This window comes from Campylobacter sp. 2352 PW (assembly GCF_024723575.1).
Lineage (GTDB): Bacteria > Campylobacterota > Campylobacteria > Campylobacterales > Campylobacteraceae > Campylobacter_D.
On the sequence record NZ_JANQCX010000001.1, the window covers coordinates 186,017 to 203,580 of the forward strand.

16 protein-coding genes are annotated in these 17,564 nt (G+C 30.6%); 10 read left to right on the forward strand and 6 right to left on the reverse strand.

Annotated features, from left to right (window positions below):
• The first annotated feature begins 67 nt into the window (after window positions 1-67).
• The 4 genes from flgB to CAMP5121_RS00985 are packed head-to-tail and all read left to right on the forward strand — an operon-like array spanning window position 68 to window position 3,116.
• Window positions 68-499 (forward strand): flagellar basal body rod protein FlgB, encoded by a 432-nt coding sequence (flgB, locus tag CAMP5121_RS00970; protein WP_039668590.1) that lies wholly within the window; start codon window positions 68-70, stop codon window positions 497-499.
• A 10-nt stretch (window positions 500-509) separates the two neighbouring features.
• Complete coding sequence (flgC, locus tag CAMP5121_RS00975) at window positions 510-1,004, forward strand: flagellar basal body rod protein FlgC (RefSeq protein WP_039618718.1); 495 nt, start codon at window positions 510-512, stop codon at window positions 1,002-1,004.
• 3 nt (window positions 1,005-1,007) lie between these two features.
• A complete protein-coding gene (gene fliE, locus CAMP5121_RS00980; protein ID WP_337214537.1) occupies window positions 1,008-1,301 on the forward strand; it encodes a flagellar hook-basal body complex protein FliE in 294 nt (97 codons plus the stop codon).
• Window positions 1,302-1,304: 3 nt separating this feature from the next.
• Window positions 1,305-3,116 (forward strand): peptidoglycan D,D-transpeptidase FtsI family protein, encoded by a 1,812-nt coding sequence (locus CAMP5121_RS00985; RefSeq protein ID WP_263678801.1) that lies wholly within the window; start codon window positions 1,305-1,307, stop codon window positions 3,114-3,116.
• A gap of 27 nt (window positions 3,117-3,143) precedes the next feature.
• On the opposite strand, the gene hemH is transcribed toward CAMP5121_RS00985, so the two are convergent.
• Genes hemH through CAMP5121_RS01000 form a run of 3 tightly spaced genes read right to left on the reverse strand, consistent with a single transcriptional unit; the run spans window position 3,144 to window position 5,979 of the window.
• Window positions 3,144-4,046 carry a ferrochelatase gene (gene hemH, locus CAMP5121_RS00990; RefSeq protein WP_337214538.1) on the reverse strand — a complete coding sequence of 301 codons (903 nt, stop codon included), beginning with the start codon at window positions 4,044-4,046 and terminating at the stop codon, window positions 3,144-3,146.
• 2 nt (window positions 4,047-4,048) lie between these two features.
• On the reverse strand, window positions 4,049-4,906 hold the full coding sequence (locus CAMP5121_RS00995) for a Gfo/Idh/MocA family protein (protein ID WP_337214539.1): 858 nt from the start codon (window positions 4,904-4,906) through the stop codon (window positions 4,049-4,051).
• The gene (locus CAMP5121_RS01000; RefSeq protein ID WP_337214566.1) at window positions 4,903-5,979 is read right to left on the reverse strand and encodes a DegT/DnrJ/EryC1/StrS family aminotransferase; all 1,077 of its coding nucleotides are present in this window, start codon (window positions 5,977-5,979) and stop codon (window positions 4,903-4,905) included. Before CAMP5121_RS01000 ends, CAMP5121_RS00995 begins: the two co-directional genes overlap by 4 nt.
• Window positions 5,980-6,087: 108 nt before the next feature.
• Here CAMP5121_RS01000 and alaS point away from each other — a divergent pair, with 108 nt between their 5' ends.
• From alaS to CAMP5121_RS01030, 6 genes are all read left to right on the forward strand, one after another.
• Entirely contained in the window at window positions 6,088-8,625 is a 2,538-nt protein-coding gene (gene alaS, locus CAMP5121_RS01005; RefSeq protein WP_337214540.1) for an alanine--tRNA ligase, read from the forward strand.
• Window positions 8,625-9,167, forward strand: coding sequence for a septum formation inhibitor Maf (maf, locus tag CAMP5121_RS01010; RefSeq protein WP_337214541.1), 543 nt, complete (start codon window positions 8,625-8,627; stop codon window positions 9,165-9,167). The genes alaS and maf overlap by 1 nt, the downstream gene beginning before the upstream one ends.
• Entirely contained in the window at window positions 9,167-11,098 is a 1,932-nt protein-coding gene (locus CAMP5121_RS01015) for a PBP1A family penicillin-binding protein (protein WP_337214567.1), read from the forward strand. Before maf ends, CAMP5121_RS01015 begins: the two co-directional genes overlap by 1 nt.
• An 81-nt stretch (window positions 11,099-11,179) precedes the next feature.
• Window positions 11,180-12,073, forward strand: a complete 894-nt coding sequence (gene msrP / locus CAMP5121_RS01020) for a protein-methionine-sulfoxide reductase catalytic subunit MsrP (RefSeq protein WP_337214542.1) — start codon at window positions 11,180-11,182, stop codon at window positions 12,071-12,073.
• On the forward strand, window positions 12,073-12,633 hold the full coding sequence (locus tag CAMP5121_RS01025) for a sulfite oxidase heme-binding subunit YedZ (RefSeq protein ID WP_337214543.1): 561 nt from the start codon (window positions 12,073-12,075) through the stop codon (window positions 12,631-12,633). Before msrP ends, CAMP5121_RS01025 begins: the two co-directional genes overlap by 1 nt.
• Window positions 12,634-12,723: 90 nt before the next feature.
• Window positions 12,724-14,619, forward strand: a complete 1,896-nt coding sequence (locus CAMP5121_RS01030; RefSeq protein WP_337214544.1) for an NAD(P)/FAD-dependent oxidoreductase — start codon at window positions 12,724-12,726, stop codon at window positions 14,617-14,619.
• 63 nt (window positions 14,620-14,682) lie between these two features.
• Here the strand turns inward: CAMP5121_RS01030 and CAMP5121_RS01035 are convergent, their stop codons facing one another.
• The 3 genes from CAMP5121_RS01035 to CAMP5121_RS01045 are packed head-to-tail and all read right to left on the reverse strand — an operon-like array spanning window position 14,683 to window position 17,530.
• Window positions 14,683-16,803: a heavy metal translocating P-type ATPase gene (locus CAMP5121_RS01035; RefSeq protein WP_337214545.1), complete on the reverse strand. Its 2,121-nt coding sequence runs from the start codon at window positions 16,801-16,803 to the stop codon at window positions 14,683-14,685.
• Complete coding sequence (locus CAMP5121_RS01040) at window positions 16,793-16,984, reverse strand: heavy-metal-associated domain-containing protein (RefSeq protein WP_263663078.1); 192 nt, start codon at window positions 16,982-16,984, stop codon at window positions 16,793-16,795. Before CAMP5121_RS01040 ends, CAMP5121_RS01035 begins: the two co-directional genes overlap by 11 nt.
• Complete coding sequence (locus CAMP5121_RS01045) at window positions 16,985-17,530, reverse strand: GNAT family N-acetyltransferase (protein WP_263727863.1); 546 nt, start codon at window positions 17,528-17,530, stop codon at window positions 16,985-16,987.
• Between the last annotated feature and the right edge of the window lie 34 nt (window positions 17,531-17,564).

The window sequence follows — 17,564 nt, forward strand, 5'->3', positions numbered from 1 at the left end:
ATTGCATAAATATTTTGGAATGATTTTTGCTTTTAGTCTATAAAAGCTTTATTTTAAAGGAAAAACTATGATAAGCCCTTTTAAATCAAAAGAACTTATTGTTGATGCTTTAGCAGGAAGAAACCTAAGAAGTCAAATGATTAATTCTAACCTTGCAAATGTTGATACTCCTTTTTATAAAGCAAGAGATATAGAATTTGAAACTGCTTTAGTTAATAGAGCAAATGAAATTTTTAAAAAGAAAGATACCAAAGAGCTTGAATTAGCAAGTACAAATGCAAATCATCAAAAACCTTGGAAATTTCCAGATCCTAATAAATCAACCATTTATTTAAGAGATGGGCATTTAGCAAGAAATGATGCAAATACAGTAGATCTTGATGTAGAAACTACTGAAATGAGTAAAAATACTATGATGATTACTGCTTTAGATGGTGTTTTAAGAAGACAAAGTAATATTTTTTCAACCATCATAGAAACAAGCTCTAAATTAGGCTAGGAGAAAAACAATGGCTTATTTAAGTGATTTTGATATTAGCGGATACGGACTTAGCGCTCAACGCTTTAGAATGAATGTAATTAGCTCAAATATAGCTAATGCAAACACTACTAGAACAGCAGAAGGCGGTCCATATAGAAGAAGAGAAGTAATTTTTAAAGCGACTGATTTTAATGAATTACTAAATAAACAAATCGCTAAAGATAATAATTTTTTAGAATATGAAAATCCTTTAAATGATCCTGCTTCGCAAAAAGATGCAAAACCTGCTATAATGAGCGTAGTAGTTGATAAGGTTGTAAGAGATGATAAAGATTTTCGTATGAAATTTGATCCATCTCATCCAGATGCGAATGAACAAGGTTATGTTGCTTTTCCAAATATAAACCCTGTCATTGAAATGGCCGATTTAATAGAAGCAACAAGAGCTTACCAAGCAAATGTAAGCGCTTTTACAAGCACTAAAACCATAGCACAAAGTGCGATAGATTTACTAAGAGGTTAATAAATGAACACTATTAATGGTATAAATCAATTTAACAATGTTAACAATAAAAATAATAACAACTCAAATGATATAGGTGATGAATTTTCAAGCTTATTAAAAAATTCTATTAACAACCTTAATAAAGCTCAAGAAACAGCTGAAGCTGCTATGGTAGACATTGCAACAGGTGAAGTAAAAGACTTACACCAAGCAGCAATTGCTATTAGCAAAGCTGAATCAAGTATGAAATTTATGCTTGAAGTTAGAAATAAGGCTATAAACGCATATAAAGAAATTTCAAGAACTCAAATTTAATATATGCTTTCAAACACCATTAGAAATAGAGTTTCAAAGGTAGCTTTTGCTTTTTGTATGGCTCTGTTTTTTATGGCCTTGTTTTTACTTTCTACTTTTTTTCTAACCTCAAAACGCCATATACCAAATACCCAAAAAGAACAATATTTTTCCGCTCTTAGAGGTAATATCATCACAAGCGATAATTTTACAGTAACTTCTAGTAGGCAAATTTATAGAGCAGAGATTGATCTAAGAAGTTTAAATCCTGATAAAAAAGAATTATTCTTAACGCTTTTTCAAATTTATAGTGGTGCAAGCGATGAACAAATGCAAGATATCAAAAAAAGAATGCTTGCAAAAAAAAGAAGAAGTTATAATTTTATTTTACTCCAAGATATTAATTCAAAAGATGCAAGTTATTTAAAAGAATTAGCTAAAAAGCTTTATACTCAAGGTTTTTTTAAGTCTTTTACAAATAACAACGGCAGAGTTGAAACAAGAGGACTTGATATCATAGAACACAAAGAAGATCGCGTGTATATGCCAAAAGACTCACTTACTCCTATCATAGGCTACACAAGAACTTATATGGATGAAAAAAGCGAAATTTTTAAAAATGTCGGTATAAAAGGCTTAGAAAAATATTACAATGAATGCTTAAGCCCTTTACAAAATGCAAAAATCCAAGGTTTAAGAGATATAGGTGGCAATATTATCTTAAATTTACACTCTTATGAAAAACGTAAAATAGATGGATGTAATTTATACTTAAATATTTCACTAAAACTCCAAAAAGGCTTAGAAAAGGCTATTGATAAAAGAAATGAAGATCTAAAAGCTAATGAAATTATAGTTGCAATTATGGAAAGTAAAAGTGGGAAAATTTTAGCCCTTGCTAGCTCAAGAAGATACGATCCGCAAAATCGTGGAAAAGATCTATCTGTGCTTAATGCAAGTGCGATAGAATATGGCTATGAAGCAGGTTCTGTTATAAAGCCTTTTATATTTACCACTGCTTTAATGCTAGATAAAATCAAAGTCAATGAAATCATCAACACCCAAGGTGGTCAATATAAACTTGGTCGTTTTACTATACGCGATGATCATAAAAAAGATAAAATGAGCATGGAAGAAGTTATCACCTACTCTTCAAATGTCGGTATGATTAAAATCGCCCAAAGATTAAGCAATCTTGAAATCATCTCAGGGCTTAGAATTTTTCGTTTTGGAGAAAGAAGTGGTATTGATCTTCCTTATGAACAAAAAGGAGAAATACCAAATCCAAAAAGATTAAGAGAAGTAGAAAAATCTGTATTAAGCTATGGTTATGGCTTAAAAACAACTTTTATGCAACTTCTAGCTGCTTATAATGTATTTAACAATGATGGAATTTATATCACACCACAAATTGCAAATAAAATTTATCAAGATGGACGCTTAATAAAACTTGATGATGAAGTTAAAAAAGAAAAAATTCTCTCAAGTAAAGCTGCCAAAGAAATGCAACAAATTTTAATCAATGTTATAGAAAAAGGAACGGGTAAAAAAGCACAAACTCAAGGCATTATCATAGGTGGTAAAACAGGAACTGCTAGGATTGCTGAAAGAAAAGGCTATACTTCAAATCGCTACAATGCTTCATTTTTTGGCTTTGCAAATGATGAGAAAAACAATTATACCATAGGGGTTTTGGTGAGAAATCCCACCAAGGCTTATAGTTATTATGCTGCACAAAGTGCTTTACCTATGTTTAAAGATACAGTAAATCTTATGATAAAAGAAAGTTATTTAAAGCCTATAGAGAACAAAACGATAAAAACCAATCCAAACTAACTTTAAAATTTAGAGTTTTATTTGACTCTAAACTAAACAATTTAAAATAAACTCTATAAACTCATCACTATCATTAGGACAAGCAATAAGCTCATAATCACTTTTTGCTAAGTGTCTATACTCAGCTCCAAGCTCAAAAATCGTTTCAGAACAATCTATACAAAAAGATATAGGATAAATCAAAGCTTTTTGATCTAAATTTGCTAAAATATCACTTGTATTAGGTTCAAGCCATTTTACTGGACCTAGTTTTGATTGATATGATAAAATGATTTGATCAAATTTATTTTTAAGCTTTTCTTTCAAGATACCCACATGCTCTTGCACATGTTTTTCATACAAATCACCTTTTTTAATCACTGAAAGCGGTAAAGAATGGGCAGAAAAAATCAAAGTTTTATAATCACATTCTTTCTTTTTTTCTAAAATATGCTTTATAATCATTTCATTATAAAGCTCATCTTTATAAAAAACATCAATGATTTTTACATTAGCTTGATTTTGGATATTTCTTAGCTCATTTTGCACCACTTCTAAAGAACTAGTTACAGTGGTTTTAGAATGATGAGGATATAAAGGAAATAAAATGATTTCATCATTTTTTTGAAAATCATATTTTGAAAAAACATCATTTGCAAAGGGTGGCACATAAAGACTAATAAAATCAAAGTTATATTCTCTAGTTTTAGAATTTAATTTATCACATAAACTTTGTGTGATTTGGGTAAGCGGGGACTTCCCACCCATTTTTTCATAGTTTTGCTTCATAGCTTTTAGTCTTGATTTTCTTATCATAAAGGCTACAAATTTTCTTAAAAAAACATTTTTTATCCCTAAAATATAAGGATCATTAAACATATTTTTTAAAAAAACTTCACATTCTTCAAGTTTATTAACCCCGCCCATATTTAAAAAAAACACATATTTCACTATCAAACACCTTCTAAAATTTCTTGCACTCTCAAAGCATCTTCAATGCTAGCTAAATTTTTACAAACCCCATTTTGCAAAAGCTCAAAAAAGGCTTCATGCTCAGCATATAAAGGAGAGTTTTCATATAAATTTGGAATTTTTTGCATATTGATAAAAAGTTCAAAATTTTTAAGATCAAGTTCATAAGTATGTTTTTTACCTAAAAGTGTGATTTTTCTTATAATGCATTGTCCATTCCAGCTATCATGAATACTTGCTAAGATATTTTCTAATTTTAAGCTTATCATTACCTCATCTTCAAATTTATCATGATGGAAGCTTTTATAAATATTTGCTTTTAAAATTTGCTCTTGACTTAAAAATCTAACTAAGTCAATATCATGCACACTAAGATCACTTAAAACACCTACATCGTTTATTCTTTGCGGATAAGGCGAAATTCTTTGTATATTAATACTTATAATCTCATCTTCTAAAAGTTTTTCTTTTAAAGTTAAAATAGCAGGATTAAATCTCTCGCAAAAACCCACCCCTACTCTGACTTTGTTTTCTCTAGCTTTTTGCTCTAAGATTAAAATTTCATCAACATTTAACGCCAAAGGCTTTTCTATCAAAACATTTTTTATTTTAGGAAAAACCTTTAAAGCTATATCTAAATGCGTATGAGTAGGCGTGGCAATGATAACACCATCAAGATTTTGTGCTAAAAAATCATCAAAATTTTTATGAAAAAAGTGTTTAAATTCATCTTTGCAAAAAGGGTCATAAAGATGAATTTCTTTTACTTTTAAATTATGCTCAAGTTCTCTTAAATGGTTTTTGCCCATTTTACCAAGGCCTATAAGCCCTATTTTCATTCAAAAGCCTCAATCACTCTAGCTTGGTGCTCTTCTTTTAAAAATGCACTCATAGGTAAGGATAAAATTTCATCACTTAAAAGCTCTGTATTTGGTAAATCACCCTTTTTATAAGCAAGATAATCAAAAGCTTCTTGTAAATGAAGCCCCAAAGGATAATGCACCGCAGTAGGTATGCCTTGCTCTTGTAATTTTTGCATGAAAATTTCTCTATTCTTTACACGCACGCTATATTGAGCCCAGGCACTCATAAAACCATCTTTTCTTGGTGGTAAAATACAATTTTTTAAATTTTCATCATAAATTTTTACTATTGCTTCTCTTTTTTTAATCTCTTCATCTAAGTATTTTAATTTCACATTTAAAATAGCTGCTTGGATAGTATCAAGCCTTCCATTAATACCGATGTATTTATGCTTATATCTTTGCACTTGTCCATGATTTAAATAAATTTTTATTTTTTGCGCTAATTCATCATCTTGGGTAAAAATCGCCCCGCCATCTCCATAAGCACCTAAAGGCTTAGACGGAAAAAAGCTTGTGCATGATATATCAGCTATAGCACATGATTTTATACCTTTTTGACTAGCTCCAAAACTTTGCGCACTATCTTCTATCAAAGCAATATTTTGACTTTTACAAAGCTCTTTTAGAGTAAGCATATCGGGCATAAGTCCAAAAATACTCACAGCAATTACAGCTTTAGTTTTAGGCGTGATAGCACTTTGAACTTTTTCTAAACTAAGATTATAATCTTTAAAATCAATATCTACAAAAACAGGTTTAGCACCGATTAGAGCAACCATTTCAGCTGTAGCTATAAAGGTAAAACTTGGCACTATTACCTCATCATCTCTACCCACACCCAAAGCCATCAAGGCTAAAAATAACGCACTTGTGCCACTTGAACAACCTATTGCGTGTTTAATACCTATATATTTAGCTAAATTGCTTTCAAATTCTTCTAATTTTGCACCACCTATGAAAGAAGTGCTTTGTAAAACTTCACTAATAGCCTCATCGATTTCATTTTTATAAGCATTATATTGAGCATTTAAGTCTATAAAAGGAATTTTCATTGTATTACCTTAGTAAATTTAAAATCGTGATTATAGGATAGTTTTACTTAATTTAAAGTATTTTTGGTATTATTTTAAGCAAAAAACTAGCTAGGAAAATCTATGGATATAAGAAAAGAATATTTAGAATTTTTTAAGTCAAAAGGACACGAAATCACTCCTTCAAGCCCTTTAGTTCCTGATGATGCAACTTTACTTTTTACTAATGCAGGTATGGTGCCTTTTAAAAGTATATTTACTGGAGAAGTACCACGCCCTAATCCTCCGCGTAAAACAAGCTGTCAAACTTGTATAAGGGCCGGTGGAAAACACAATGACTTAGACAATGTAGGCTACACAGCAAGACATCATACTTTCTTTGAAATGCTTGGAAATTTTAGTTTTGGGGATTATTTTAAAGAACAAGCTATTGCTTATGCTTGGGAATTTGTAACTGAAGTTTTAAAATTATCTAAAGAAAGATTATATGTAACTGTACATGAAAGCGATGATGAAGCATATGAGCTTTGGCAAAAGCATATAGAAAAAGAAAGAATTTATAAATTTGGCGATAAAGATAATTTTTGGCAAATGGGCGATACTGGACCATGCGGGCCTTGTAGTGAAATTTTTTATGATCAAGGTGCTGAGCATTTTAATTCTAGTGAAGATTATATGGGTGGTGATGGAGATAGGTTCTTAGAAATTTGGAACCTCGTTTTCATGCAGTATGAAAGAAGTGCTGATGGCACACTTACTCCATTACCAAAACCAAGCATTGACACAGGTATGGGACTTGAAAGAGTTAGTGCTATAAAAGAAGGAAAATTTAGCAATTTTGATAGTTCTTTGTTTATGCCTATTATTGAGAGTATTGCAAAACTTTGCGGTAAAACTTATACCTATGAAAGCGGAGCTAGCTATAGAGTAATCGCTGATCATATAAGATCAAGTGTATTTTTACTTGCTCAAGGAGTTGGCTTTGATAAAGAAGGCAGGGGCTATGTTTTAAGAAGAATTATGCGTCGTGCCTTAAGACATGGATATTTGTTAGGTCTTAAAAGAGCTTTTATGTATGAGCTTGTAGATGTAGTTTGTGAGTTAATGGGTGGGCATTATACTTACTTAAATGAAAAAAAAGAATTTATTAAAGAACAAATCAAACTAGAAGAAGAAAGATTTTTAAGCACTATTGAAAATGGTATAGAAATTTTCAATGAAGAACTTAAAAAAACTAAAGATATTTTTAGTGGTGAAGTAGCTTTTAAACTTTATGATACTTATGGTTTTCCGCTTGATTTAACCCAAGATATGCTAAGAGAGAAAAATCTTAGTGTAGATGAGGCTAAATTTAATGAGCTTATGCAAGAACAAAAAGACAGAGCCAAAGCTTCTTGGAAAGGAAGTGGAGATAAAGCAGTTAGCGGAGACTTTAAAGTTTTATTAGAAAAATTTGGCAAAAATACTTTTAGTGGTTATGAAAATTATGAAGAAAAAACTAAAATCATAGCCATTTTAGATGAAAATTTTAAAATCATAACCGAAGCTAAAGCAGGAGATATAGCATGGTTAATGCTTGAAAAAACTCCATTTTACGCAACAAGCGGAGGACAAAGTGCTGATATAGGCTTTATCAATGAAAATGAGGTTTTAGATACACAAAAATTCTTTGATATTAATCTTAGTCAAGTGAAATTAAAACAAGATCTTAAAACAAATGATGAAGTGTTAGCTTGCATAGATACTAAAAAAAGAGAACAAATCGCAAGACATCATAGTGCAACACATTTATTACACCATGCTTTAAGAGAAATTCTTGGCTCACACATTAGCCAAGCAGGCTCTTTGGTAGAACATAATAAATTAAGGTTTGATTTTACTCATCCAAAAGCCCTAAACAAAGAAGAATTAAAGCAAATAGAAGCTTTAGTAAATACTTACATCATGCAAGCAAATGAAGCTAAAATTGAAATTTTGGCTTTAGATGAAGCTAAAAAAAGTGGCGCCATAGCTTTATTTAGTGAAAAATATCAAGAAAAAGTAAGGGTTTTAACCCTAGGAGCTAGTAAAGAGCTTTGCGGTGGTACCCATGTGAAAAATAGCTCTGAAATAGGAAGTTTTTACATCATCAAAGAAAGCGGTGTTAGCGCTGGAGTTAGAAGAATAGAAGCAGTAGTAAGCAAAGCTGCACTTGATTATGTTAATGAAAATTTAAAAGAGCTAAACCAAGCTAAAGAAGAGTTAAAAACTCATGATATTTTAAGCTATGTGGCAAAATTAAAAAATGAAATAGCTAGTTTAAAAAATGAATTAAAAAATTCAAACAAAGCAGAATTAAACTCTAAAGAAATAAATGGCATTCAATATTGTGTGCAAAAAATAGACAGTGGCGATATAAAAACCATGATAGATGAGTTTAAAAACAAATTTAACAAAGCTGTAATTTTACTTTTACAAGAAAAAGAAGGCAAAATCATCATAGCAGCAGGTGTTAAAGACGCTTCATTGAAAGCTGGTGTTTTGGTAAAAGAAATTGCACAAATACTTGGTGGAAACGGTGGCGGTAGGGATGATTTTGCAACAGCTGGTGGTAAAGATACAAGCAAAATAGAACAAGCGCTTGATCATGCTAAGAAAATCATAGAAGAAAGTCTTATTTAATGCTTTATTTAGCTTCAAGTTCGCTTTCACGCGTTGCTTTATTAAAAGAAGCAAATATCGCTTTTGAACAAATTATTATCGATTATGATGAGAGCTTGGTAAAAAAAGATAATCCAAGCTCTTATGTGCAAAAAATTGTTTTAGAAAAAGAAAGGCAGTTTTTTGCAAAATATCCTGATTTAAAAAATGTTTTATTTGCTGATAGCATAGTTTGTGCTCAAAATATCATTCTAACTAAAGCTAAAAGCGACAATGAGGCTTTTAATATGCTCAATTTGCAAAGTGGCAAAAGCATTAGCGTTTTAAGCGCGATGATTTTGGTTTTAAAAGATAAAAAGATTTTTAATCTTAGCAAGTGTGATTTGATTTTGGATAAATTTGATCTAAAAGATATGCAAGAATACATTGAGTCAAAACTTTATCAAGGTAAAGCCGGAGCTGTGATGTGCGAGGGCTTTCATAAAAAATACATTAAAAAAATCATAGGCCATCAAAGTACAGCACTAGGGCTTAATATAGAACTTTTGAAAGCATTTTTATGATAAAAATTTTAAAAATATTTCTTTCTTTTTGTATAGTGTGTGCAGTTGGAGTTTTTATATTTATTGCGTATTTATTTTCTGATTCTGATTTAAATCAATACACCTTTAAAGATTACAAACCACCTCTTACAACACAAATTTTTGATAAAAATGGAAAGTTAGTTGCAAATGTTTTTGAGCAACACCGCTTTTACGCTCCTTATGAAGAACTTCCACCAAGACTTATAGAAGCTTTGGTGGCCATTGAAGATACTAGCTTTTTTGAACATGGCGGGGTTAATATAGATGCGATTTTTAGAGCAGCCATTAAAATCATAAGAAGTGGTGGAAAAACCATGGAAGGAGCTTCCACTCTTACGCAACAATTCATAAAAAACACAGAATTAACCCCTGAGCGCACTTTGAGTAGAAAGCTAAAAGAAGCCTTGCTTGCATATAAAATAGAAAGTACTTTAACTAAAGAGCAAATTTTAGAAAGATATTTAAATTTCATATTCTTTGGGCATGGATATTATGGAGTAAAAACTGCTGCGCTTGGGTATTTTAGAAAAAATTTAGATGAGCTTAGTTTGAAAGAAATTGCCATTTTAGTAGGTATACCAAAGGCTCCAAGTACTTACGATCCTACTAGACATTTAGATCTTTCTTTAGCTAGAGCAAATAGCGTAGTACAAAGAATGTATAATCTTGGTTGGATTTCTAAAGAAGAGTATGAAAATGCCTTAAAAGAAATTCCAAAAGTATATGATGATACTTTAACACAAAATGCAGCTCCTTATGTTACTCAAGAAGTTTTAAAACAACTAAGCGGAATTAAAGACTTAAAAAGTGGTGGCTATAAAATAGAGCTTGCTATCGATCTTGATGTGCAAAATATTGCAAGAGAAGCTTTAAAATTTGGCTATGATGAAATAGTTAAAAGAGACAAAGATGCCAATTTAAGTACACTTAATGGAGCTATGATAGTAGCAAATCACCAAAATGGAGACATATTAGCCTTAGTAGGTGGGGTAAATTATACAAAAAGTAATTTCAACCGTGCTACTCAAAGTTTAAGACAGCCTGGAAGTTCTTTTAAACCTTTTTTATACCAAATTGCCATTGATATGGGCTATTCTCCTATGAGTAAGGTTGCTGATATTTCAAGAATTTTTGAAAGCACCAAAGAAGATGAGAAAGACTGGAAACCTAAAAATTACGGTGGAAAATTTCTAGGGCTTATAAGCTTAAAAGAAGCATTAACTGGATCAAGAAACCTAGCTACCATAAATTTAGCTCTTGCCCTAGGACTTGATGTAATCCATGATAAACTTCAATTTATGGGCTTTGAGAATATACCGGTTGATTTATCTATAGTTTTGGGTAGCTTTGGAATTTCTATTTATGATTATGCTAAACTTTATACAGTATTTGGAAACTATGGCGTGCAAAAAGATTTGATACTCATTAAAAGAGTAATTGATAAAAATGGCAAAATGGTAGTAGAATTTAATTCAGGAGAAAGAAAAATTAGCGAACCCGAACAAGCCTTTTTAGTCAATGATATGATGCAAAATGTTGTTAAAAAAGGTACTGGACGCAATGCTAGAGTAGAAGGGATTGAGATAGCTGGAAAAACAGGCACTTCAAACAAAAGCGTAGATGCATGGTTTTGTGGCTTGACTCCTGAAATAGAAGCTATCATTTGGTATGGTAATGATGATAATAAACCTATGAAACAAATCGAAGGTGGTGCAAGGACTGCTGCTCCGGTTTTTAAAGAATTTTTAACAAAATACTTAGAACTTTATCCTGATAGTGCTAGAAAATTTATCATTCCAAAAGGGGTTCATCAAGGAATTTATGAAAAGCAAAGAGAGTATTACACTAATACCTCTCCATTTCCAAAAAACAACCCTGCTCTATCTGAAAATAACGAGATAATTTTTTAAAAATATTTTTTTATATAATAAAAATTATCCTTTTATTTTCCTTTATATGTTTTAATATCACAAAACTTATAAAGGAAAATTATGAACATCACAAACGAACAATTATATAAAAAAAGACGCCATTTTTTAAAACTAGGTGCTGGAGCTTTAGTTAGTTCAGCCTTAGTTCAATCTGAATTGATGGCATTAAATTTCTTTCCTGATCCTAATAATGAAAAATTAAAACTTAGCGATGAAAAAATTGCGACTAATTATGTAAATTTTTATGAATTTTCTACTGATAAAAAAAGAGCCGTAGAGCTTGCGAAAAATTTTAACACAAACGGCTGGAAAATAGAAGTTAGCGGAGAAGTTGAAGAGCCTTTGACTTTAACCATGCAAGATTTATTAGCCTTTCCTTTAGAAGAGAGAATTTATAGATTTCGTTGTGTTGAAACTTGGTCTATGGTAGTGCCTTGGGTTGGTTTTGAATTGCGTGCTTTAATAGAAAAATGCAAAGTCAAAAGTGAGGCTAAATTTATAAAATTTACCACTCTTTTTGATAAAAATCAATTTGCCGATCAAGCTTCATTTTTCCCAACTCTTGATTATCCTTATGTGGAGGGCTTAAGATTAGATGAGGCTATGCATCCACTAACGCTTATGGCTGTGGGTATGTATAAAAAGCCTTTATTAGGACAAAATGGAGCGCCGATTCGTCTTGTAGTTCCATGGAAGTATGGCTTTAAAAGTATAAAATCTATTGTAAAAATAGAATTTACCAAAGAACAACCTAAAACTACATGGGAGCTAGCAAACCCTAGAGAATATGGATTTTATGCCAATGTTAATCCAAATGTTTCTCATCCAAGATGGTCTCAAGTAAATGAGCGTCCTTTGGGAGATTTTTTCACCAAGCCTACGCAAATGTTTAATGGCTATGAAAAAGAAGTAGCGCATTTGTATAAAGATATGGATTTAAAGGTTAATTTTTAATGAGCAAAAAAGTTTATAATATCGGTGGATTTTTAGCCTTTGCTTTAAGTATTATTTTTAGTATTTATCAAATCATGCAAGAATTTGATATTGTAAAATCTGTATATTTTTATAGTGGTATATTTAGCTTAATCTTTTTTGGATTGAGCCTGTTTTTTTCACTTTTAAAGTATAAACACACAAAAGATTACCCTAAATTTTTAGGTTTTTATGCATTTTTTTGGGCTTTGATTCACTTTTTTAATTATTTTGCTTTTGGAAAAAATTTAGATTTAATATTTTTTTTCAAAGATACTTTTAGTAAAAATTTAGAATTTAGTGGTTTTATAAGCTTTTTTATACTCACATTTATGTTTATAAGTTCATTTAAGTTTTTTAAAAAAATGAGTAAAATAAGAAAACTTGGATATTTTTGCTTTTTGCTAGTAGCTTGGCATTATTTTTTATCTGCAAAAATACCACAAATTCCACATTTTTTAGCTTTGAGTCTAGCCTTGATTTTTCTACTTATTAAACTATATAAAAATTATAAAAAGAGAAAAAAAGTAACTTTTTTATAAAAATTTGTATTCAAATGAAACACTTTTAAGAGTAAATATATAAATATATTCTTAAAATAAGACTTGATATATCTTATTTTAAGGACAATCATGCAAAGAAGAGATTTTTTAAATGGAATGGCTTTAACTATACTTGCAGGAATGACTCCTTTGCAAGTATTATATGGTAAAGAAGCCAAAATCGAAGATTTTACCAAAGAATACTATCCTCCAAAATGGCTTGGACTAAGGGGTAGCAATAATGCAAGTTATGAATTTGCACATATGCTAAGAGATGGTGAAAAATTTGACTTTAGCGCTATCAAACCTAAACAAGAATATGATTTGGTTGTGGTTGGAGCTGGAATTAGTGGTTTAGCAGCTGCCTGTTTTTATCAAAACAAATTTGGAAAAGATAAAAAAATTCTTATCCTTGATAATCATGATGATTTTGGTGGACATGCTAGAAGAAATGAAATAGATTTAGAAGATGGTACTATTTTAAGTTATGGTGGTAGTGAAACATTTCAATCACCAAAGGCGTTATATTCTAAAGAAGTAGTAGATTTATTATCATCTTTGGGTGTGGATATTGATGAGCTTGCTAAACGTTTTGATGTAAATTTTTATCCTGATTTAAATCTTAGCAGAGGTGTGTATTTTTCTAAGGCTGAATTTGGAGTAGATAAGGTCGTAAGTGGCAACCCTAGAAAAGTAATTTGTGATGATATTCCTGAGGAAAAAAGCAACGGAAGAAGCATTGAAGCCTTTATAGGGGATTTTCCACTTAATGATAAAGATAAAAAAGATCTTATTGCTTTATTTAAAAGCGAAAAAGACTATTTAAAAGGCTTGACAAAAGAGCAAAGAGATGAGTATGTGGCTAAAACAAGCTATAAAAAATTCTTAGAAGAAAAAGTTAAGCTTTCACCACAAGCTGTAAAATTTTTTGAAGGTATGACAGATGACTTTTTGGCTTTAGGTATTGATGCTGTTTCTTGTGAAGATGCTAGAGTTTCTTTCTTGCCTGGTTTTGACAAGCTTGGTCTTGATCCAATCGAAGGAGAAGCATTAGCTGAAATGGAAGAACCATATATCCACCACTGTGCTGATGGCAATGCTACTGTTGCTAGATTAATGGTTAGAAGATTAATTCCTGATGTGTCTAAAAAAGGCAAAGATATGGATGAAGTTACTCTAGCTCATTTTGATTATTCTAAACTTGATCTTGCTAAAAACAAAGTTCGTTTAAGATTAAACAGCACTGTTATTAATGTAGAAAATACAAAAGATGGAGCTTTAGTAACTTACGTTAATAAAGGCAAAAATTACAGAGTAAAAGCTAAAAAGGTTGTAATGGCAAATTATAATAGTATGATTCCATATATAGTACCAAGCATGCCACAAGATCAAAAAGATGCTTTAAGCAAAAACGTAAAAACCTCTCTTTTGCACACTAAAGTTATCATAAGCAACTGGGAACCATTTATAAAACTTGGAGTTCATGAAATTTATTCACCAAAAATGCCTTATGCTAGAACTAAACTTGATTATCCTGTGGATATGGGAGGATATCACCATCCAAGAGATCCTAAAAAACCTATTTGTGTTCACATGGTTTGCTCTCCTTTAGCTTTTGCAAACATCCAAGGGATTGATCTTGATGGAATGGATGCAAGAGATAGAGCTAGAGTGGGTAGAAATTTATTATTCACTATGAGTTTTGAAGAACATGAAAAAATCGTTCGCGATCAACTTCAAGGCATGTTAGGCTCGGCTGGATTTGACCATGAAAAAGACATTAAGGCTATAGTTGTAAATCGCTGGGGGCATTGTTATTCATATACAGAAAACAGTCTTTTTGATGATAGTGAAGAAGTACAAAAAACTATAGAGCTTGCAAGAAAACCTTTTGGAAATATCGTTATAGCAAATTCAGATTCTGATTGGTCAGCTTATATGCATTCGGCAATCGATCAAGCATATCGTGCTGTTAACGAACTTTAACAATCAAACTCCTTTTTAGGAGTTTGATGAATTAACTCTTATAAATATTGCTTAAAAAATTATCTAATGCAATCTTAAAGAATTTAGTACAACTGTTACCGAACTAAAACACATTGCCAAAGCTGCCAAATGCGGACTAAGACTTATAAATGGCACAAAACCTGCTGCAATAGGAATACACAAAGCATTGTAAACAAAAGCCCAAAAAAGATTGAGTTTGATGATATTTTTAGTTTTTTGAGAAAGCTCAAAACAATAAGCTATTAAAGATAAATCATCTTTTATTAAAATCAAATCTCCACTTTTTTTAGCAAGCTCACTTGCTTTGGAAAAACTTATGCTTGCACTAGCTAAATTTAAAGCAGGAGCATCATTGATACCATCTCCTATAAAAAGCACTTTTTCTTTTTTAATTTTTTCTTTTATAAAATCAAGCTTTTGCTCGGGTTTTAAGTCAGAATAATACTCATCGATATTAAGCTCATTTGCTATTTTGGCAACACTTTTTTTATTATCACCGCTTAAAATAATACTTTTTACACCTTTTTGCTTTAAATTTACTATCAAGTCTTTAGCTTCGTTTTTAAGTTCATTTTTCAAGCAAACCCCACCAAGACAAATATTATTTTTTGCAAAATACAAACATATAGGTGCTTGATCTTCAAATTCTCGCAAAAATTGCTTGCTTTTTTGCATATCAACACCATTTTCAAGCATTAATTTTTCATTGCCTATTAAATATTTATCTTCATTTTCCTCATAAAGCAAACCACTACCCACTAAAACACTTAATTTTCCTTGCAAATTTAAATTTACATTCAATTCTTTAGTAAAAGCCTTTGCGATTGGGTGTGAGCTTAAATTTTCAATTTGGATGAGTTTTTGAAAATTTTCTTGAGTTAGATCATGCTTATAAACACTTAAATCATCTTGACTTAAAGTGCCCGTTTTATCAAAAATAGCAAGTTTTATACTAGCTAAATTCTCTAGCACTGCTGGATTTTTCACTAAGATAAAATTTCTTGCTCCATTTGCTAAAGCACTAACTATGGCTATAGGGGTTGCTAAGCCCAAAGCACAAGGACAAGAGATTAAAAGCGTAGCACAAGCATGTAAAAACGCTGCATTAATTCCTTCTTTGAAATACCAAAAAGCAAACACAAAAAGCGATAAAACAATAATACAAGCTACAAAATAAGCTGAAATCTTATTAGCTAAATTTGCTAAAGGTGTTTTGACACTACCTGCTTTAAAAACAAGATCTTTGATTTGTTCTAATGAACTTTCAATCGCCTTTTTATTAGCTTTAATCTTTAAGCTTCCATTAATCAACACAGTTCCTGCTAAAATCTCATCATCTTGCTTTTTTAAAAGTGGTAAAAACTCTCCTGTTAAAAAACTCACATCAACCTCAGCTTCACCTGCTATAATCATCCCATCAGCAACAACGCTTTCGCCCTCTTTTACTAAAATCACATCATTTTCTTTTACAAAAGCACTGGGTATGCTTTTTATACTTCCATCTTCTAAGATTATATTAGCTTTTTTAATATCTATGTTTTTTAATTTGTTTTGATATTCTAAGGATTTAAATTTAGCCTTTTCTTCTAAGTATTTACCCAATAAAACAAAGCTTATAATCATCGCTCCGCCACTAAAATACAAATAACCATCTTTGCTAAATACCTCAAAATACACAAAAAAAGAATATACAAAAGAAGTAAAGGCACCTAAGGATATCAAAGTGTTCATATCTAAATTTTTATGTCTTAATCCTTTAAGAGCGTGGATAAAAAAACCTTTTCCACCATAAAAAATCACCACCATAGATAAAAACATTTGAATTAAAACAGAAACATTTCCTTGAACAAACATTTCAAAATACATCGCAATAGAGCTTAAAATTATACTCATGATAAGCTTTGTTTTCATATTTTTAAGCTCTTTGAGTTTAAACTCGTATAAATTTTGCTCTTCTTGTAATATCTCAAAACCCAAAGCTTTGATTTTTTCTTTGATTTTTACTTCCAAAGACAAATCTTTGAGCAAAAACACTCCACTAGAATTGACATAAGAAACACTTACATCTTCGACTCCATCAATTTTTGCACAAACTTTTTCTATAGCATTAGAGCAATTAACACAAGTCATATTGCCTATTTTTAATTTTAACTCATGCTTCATCTATCTCAAAACCTAAATCTTGCAATTGTTTTTTGAACTCTTCAACTTGCTCTGCTTTTAAATCAATCTCAATACTTTTTGTTTCAACATTTATTTGCATAGTACCAAATTCATCTTCCAGTGAAGCCTTGATTAAATTAACACAACTTTGACAATTAATATTTTTAGTTTTTATAATCATTTATTCTCCTTTTTCTCTGTATTCATATTTATGAGAGTGAAAAATTTTATTTTTTATAAATTTAAAGCCCATTTTTTCATAAAGCATTTTTGCATTTATGTTTTCATCTTCTACGATTAATGAAAGCTTTTTACCATTTTTTAAAGCTTCATTGAAAGCACATTCAATCAATTTCTTAGCAATACCTTTTCCTCTTGCTTTTTCATCCACACAAATACTATCTAAGTAAAACTCATTTTCACATTCTTTTAAAACTTTTTCATTGATTCCTAAAAATTCTAAATGCTCATTTAAAGGCTTATCTAGCTCATCCGCCAAAGCCCCATCATAAAAACAAATCGCACCTAAAATTTCCCTATCTTCTTCATAAACATATATATTTTCATAGCTTAAACGATTATTTTCTTGAGTGAAGAAATTTTCTAAAACCTCTATGGCTTTTTGATGATCATTATAACCACTAAGTTTGTATATAAAATGATCCATTGCTAAAGCAAGCAATTGTATGCATTTTTTAACATCATCTTTTCTAGCTTTTCTGATCACTCTTTTACTCCTTTAAAATCAAATTTAGACTTCT